This window comes from Chamaesiphon sp. VAR_48_metabat_403 (assembly GCF_031422475.1).
Classification (GTDB): domain Bacteria; phylum Cyanobacteriota; class Cyanobacteriia; order Cyanobacteriales; family Chamaesiphonaceae; genus Chamaesiphon.
In genome coordinates, this window is the sequence record NZ_JANPLS010000105.1 from 1 (window position 1) to 4,770 (window position 4,770).

Sequence of the window (4,770 nt, forward strand, 5' to 3'; positions counted from 1 at the left end):
AATTTACTGTCTAAATGTCCGGTGCGGATATATTCGTGAGTGTGACACTCGATTCCTGGCGTGAGTCGAATCATGACGGGGACATTTTTACCCGCGATGCTGGCGATATTGGCAATATTTTCTAGTTCGAGCCAGTTATCGGCAATAATTTTACAGTTTTTAGAGATCGCCAGTTCGAGTTCGGCAACTGATTTATTATTACCGTGGAAGTAGATTTTCTCTGCACTCACGCCAGCTTTAATTGCGGTGAGTATTTCGCCACCAGATACCGCATCGATACCTAAACCTTCACTACTGGCGATCGCACATACAGCCAGACAACTCCACGCTTTTGAAGCATATATTACCAGAGATTCGCCGGGATAATATTTCTGCCATCCATCCCGATATTGTCTACAGGCGGTGCGTACCGATTGCTCGTCGAGGATATATAACGGCGAACCAAATTGTTTGACTAACTCGGTGACATCACAGCCGCCAACTTCGAGACAGTCGCTGGCGTTTACTTTCGCAGTCAGGGGGAGAATGTGCTGGTTGGGCGATGCGTCGGGAGTAGTTGCGGGTAAGTACTGGCGGCTGGTGGGATGAGTTGCAGAAATCGATACCATTAGACTATGTAAACTACGATCTGGATAGTTAAATTATAATAGGACTGACGAAACCAAGTTACTAGTTAACGTCAGTTCGGAATCAGAACAGGAAGGGGACTAAATGACTGAATGCTGCGGCTGCCACGCTTAATGCTGTGGCTCTAAAACACAGCTCGCCCATAACTGTTGATACCGTTCGATCATGATCTGCAAATTAAAATTTGCTTCGATGCGCTGTCGGCATTTTGTTTGTCGATCCTTCAATCCTGGCAGATCGGCTAATGCTTGAATCGCTGCTGCCATTGCAGTTGCCAACCCTACGGGATCGCTAGATGGCACTACCCAGCCAGTATCGCCGACAATGAGTGCCGAATCCCCGACTTCGGTGACAATGCAAGGAGTTTCACAAGCCATTGCCTCGGCAACAACATTGGGAAAAGCTTCGCCATAAGCACTAGACAACACATGAAAATCTAAGGCACTCATCACGGCAGGGATATCAGTCCGAATGCCAAGTAAGGTAACGCGATCTCTGACTCCTGCTCGATCGAGCAGATCTAATAATACTTGATTATCTTCGGACATATTCGAGCCGATCGTCACGCAATGCCAAGGCGATTGGACTCGTTCTTTCAACTCAGCTAAAGCAGCGATGAGATTGGCATGATCTTTTTGGGGATTCCAACGTGCCACCATCCCGAACAATGTCGTATTTTCGGGAATCTGCCACAGAGCGCGGAGTTTGCTCCGGCTGTCTGGTTGGGGCGCAAATTCACTAATATCGTAGCCATTGGGAATGACAACCATTTTTTGAGACTGGTAACCCAACTTGGCATGAACTCTGACTCCCTCTTGAGAACAACTGACAATTTTTCGGGGGAGGTTTTTTGATAATAAGCCGCACGCACGCACGATTGCGCGGGTAGATTTCGATGTTTTTGCCGGATCGAGATTGGTGTTGTGAATGCCCCACACGACGGTCTTTTTACCTGCCAGTCGAGCGACAATGCTACCGACAAAATCACTGTGATACATCCAGGTTTGGATAATGTCGGGATCGATAGTGCGGATGAGTTTATATAGCTTAATTAATCCATCGATCGTCAATTGACTCTTGGGCATATCGAGTGCGTAAACTTTAATGCCCATCTCTAAGATACGTTCTCCATACGCACCGATATTCATCAAGGAAATCACCTGATGTTCGTCTTTGCGATCGGCAGTCACAAATCGGCACAGAACAGCTTGTGCGCCACCGTCGTCAAAATCTGTAATAATATGAAGAACTCGCATTCAATTTAATTTTTGGTTTTATTCTTTCGCAATTTTACAGATCGAGCCATTCTAAATTCGACTGGCTACTCTTGAAGTTGATTGCGTTAGCTGAGAAAGTGAGAATTGGATAAATTAATTTCTATTCGTTAGTAATGAATATTTATATACTAAAATATATTTATTAAATTTTATCGATGTTATTACTAACGATACCATAGATAAATACCAATATCTAGGTTTCACTCGATCGGTATTTTTCGCTAGTAATACTACTCTTGTAAAAGATCGCTTACTCTGCTATGAGTCTCTCAGATCGCCAGGAAACAGCGAAATATAGGTTAGATACTAATTCGTTTGCCAGCGCACCGACAGGAGACCGATACAACTAATTTGCATTAAAGATCGTCGAGAAAAGGTAGTCTCATTAAATCGAGACTTTCAGCTAGTAAAAGGATGTTTAGACAGTAGCCATCGGTAAATATTATCTATTGATGACTGACAACCGATCGAGAGATAGTTTCAGATTTAAGATCGAAGTCTGGCGACTATCTAAACTTAGATCGAACTAAATCGAGGATAACTTTTGGCAACCTACAATCTAAATCGACATGGATGAGTATCAACTTGTCGATCGCTTTTATTACTGATTCGACTAGAATATTGACACTCACATCGATCGAGTAAAATCCAGACAAATTAGCCAAGTAATTCAAATATTTGACAAAAATTAGATACCCAAACTCCTCGTAGAATTTGGGTGCTTAGTATTTAAATATTTCCGACCCAACTATGTAATGAGCGTAAAAAAATACCAACGATTCATCATAGCTAGTTTATTGACCGTTATGATGAATACCCGTGAATACATATTCACTATTAACATACTCATCACTGGTAGAATCTTCCCGTTCTCGATCCCCAGGTAATAACATTTTTTCACCAGAATCTTCTACTAAAAACTCAACTGAAACTTGGACGCGAACTTTACCTTTGCACCAACGGCGGGTTGCCAGATCGAGGATTTCGCAACTAATACCTTCGTCAAACCATTGACAATGCTCGTTGGCCAACCTCGTCGAACCGATCATCCGAATGGGAATCTCTAGACCGTGTTGACGTAATTTCTGATCGATCGCTCTACCAACGGAACCATCAAAAGATTGCCCGATCGCTTTTTTTAGCTTGCCAGAACGAAACATTGCCTCTCCAAAGGCAATCACATCATCATCACCACAATCATAGGGAATAAGATTATTTGTCATAACGTTTTTCGCGATCGAAGGTTAATACTAGATACCATTAACATGATGCCATAATATACTCAAAACAGACCTTCTCGATCGCCGGATTGCCAGTAGTGGTAATTTTGTCGATCTCGATCGCGGGAACGAGACCGCGAGCCTCTCCTTTGGAGAATCGAGCTTTGTGCCCCCTATCCGCAGTGCGTAGTCTTGCGCTAGAATTGACATTTTCGTAAATCTACTCCGGTACAGTCAGTTTAGCAATCATTTCAGTGGGATAAAGAGCGTGGAAAATAAATTAATGTTGATGATTCCTGGCCCTACGCCAGTACCAGAAAATGTACTATTGGCTTTAGCCAAGCATCCGATCGGGCATCGGAGTGGTGAATTCAGTCAGATTATGGCAGATGTGACTGCTAATCTCAAGTGGTTGCACCAAACCCAAAATGATGTCTTGATGCTGACAGTCTCTGGCACCGGGGCGATGGAAGCGGGCATTATTAACTTCTTCAGCCCTGGCGATCGAGTTTTAGTAGTCCACAATGGTAAATTTGGCGAACGGTGGGCGGAAGTCGCTCATGCCTTTGCACTAGATGTCGTTGAAGTCACCGCACCGTGGGGACAACCGATCGATCCCCATGCGGTCAAATCGGTACTGGATGCAGATACCGCCAAAGCGATTAAAGGGGTCATCGTCACTCATAGCGAGACTTCTACTGGGGTAATTAACGACCTAGAAACGATCTCCACACATATTAGAGCGCACGGCGCACTATCGATCGTCGATGCGGTCACCAGCCTGGGAGCGACGAATGTGCCGATCGATGCTTGGGGTCTAGATGTGGTTTGCTCTGGCTCGCAAAAAGGTTTTATGATTCCCCCCGGACTGGGCTTTGTCGCTGTCAGCCCCACCGCTTGGGCAGCTTATAAAACGGCGAAATTACCCCGTTACTATATGGATTTAGGTAAATATAGCAAGGATGCCGCTAAAAATACTACGCCATTTACACCGCCAGTCAACCTAATTTTTGCCCTCCAAGCCGCACTGACGATGATGAAGGCTGAAGGGCTAGAAAATATTTTTGCCCGCCACCATCGGCAAATGCACGCTACCCGCGCGGCAATTGCGGCGATGGGTTTACCACTCTACGCACCCGAAGGGCACGGCAGCCCAGCAATTACCGCTGTTGCGCCTACCACTGTCGATGCGGAACAGATTCGCAGCGTGATGAAAAAGAAATTTGATATCGTCCTCGCTGGCGGTCAAGATGGTCTTAAAGGTAAAATCTTTAGAATCGGTCATTTAGGCTTTGTCTGCGATCGCGATATTCTCACCGCCATCGCCGCTCTCGAAGCCACCGTCGCCGAACTCGGTCATTCTGGCACCCCCGGTGCTGGTGTTGCTGCTGCGGCTAAGGCTTTCGGTTAGGGAATAGGGAATAGGGAATAGGGAATAGGGAATAGGGAATAGGGAATAGGTTTTCCTCCTCCCACCCCCCCACACCTCCCACACCCCCCACGCTCAGTGCAAGCCTTCCACATGCTCCCCCAAGCTGCCAAATTTACAATTTGTAACGATCGGCTCGTTGCCAACCGCTACGACCGATGGGACTTCGATTGCCAATTAGCCAGCCATCGTCGTTCGAGCCAAACCGATCGATTTG

4 protein-coding genes are annotated in these 4,770 nt (G+C 45.7%); 1 reads left to right on the top strand and 3 read right to left on the bottom strand.

Annotated features, from left to right (window positions below; genetic code table 11):
* The 3 genes from RMO79_RS05445 to RMO79_RS05455 all read right to left on the bottom strand — a co-directional run.
* Positions 1 to 608: diaminopimelate decarboxylase family protein (locus RMO79_RS05445; RefSeq protein ID WP_396136533.1), on the bottom strand; the 608-nt coding region annotated here is incomplete at its 3' end.
* A gap of 129 nt (positions 609 to 737) precedes the next feature.
* Positions 738 to 1,883: a glycosyltransferase gene (locus RMO79_RS05450; RefSeq protein ID WP_310482041.1), complete on the bottom strand. Its 1,146-nt coding sequence runs from the start codon at positions 1,881 to 1,883 to the stop codon at positions 738 to 740.
* A gap of 815 nt (positions 1,884 to 2,698) precedes the next feature.
* Entirely contained in the window at positions 2,699 to 3,127 is a 429-nt protein-coding gene (locus RMO79_RS05455; protein WP_310482042.1) for a KGK domain-containing protein, read from the bottom strand.
* A gap of 265 nt (positions 3,128 to 3,392) precedes the next feature.
* Between RMO79_RS05455 and RMO79_RS05460 the strand changes: the two genes are divergently transcribed.
* Positions 3,393 to 4,535, top strand: a complete 1,143-nt coding sequence (locus RMO79_RS05460) for an alanine--glyoxylate aminotransferase family protein (RefSeq protein WP_310482043.1) — start codon at positions 3,393 to 3,395, stop codon at positions 4,533 to 4,535.
* Positions 4,536 to 4,770 lie beyond the last annotated feature (235 nt).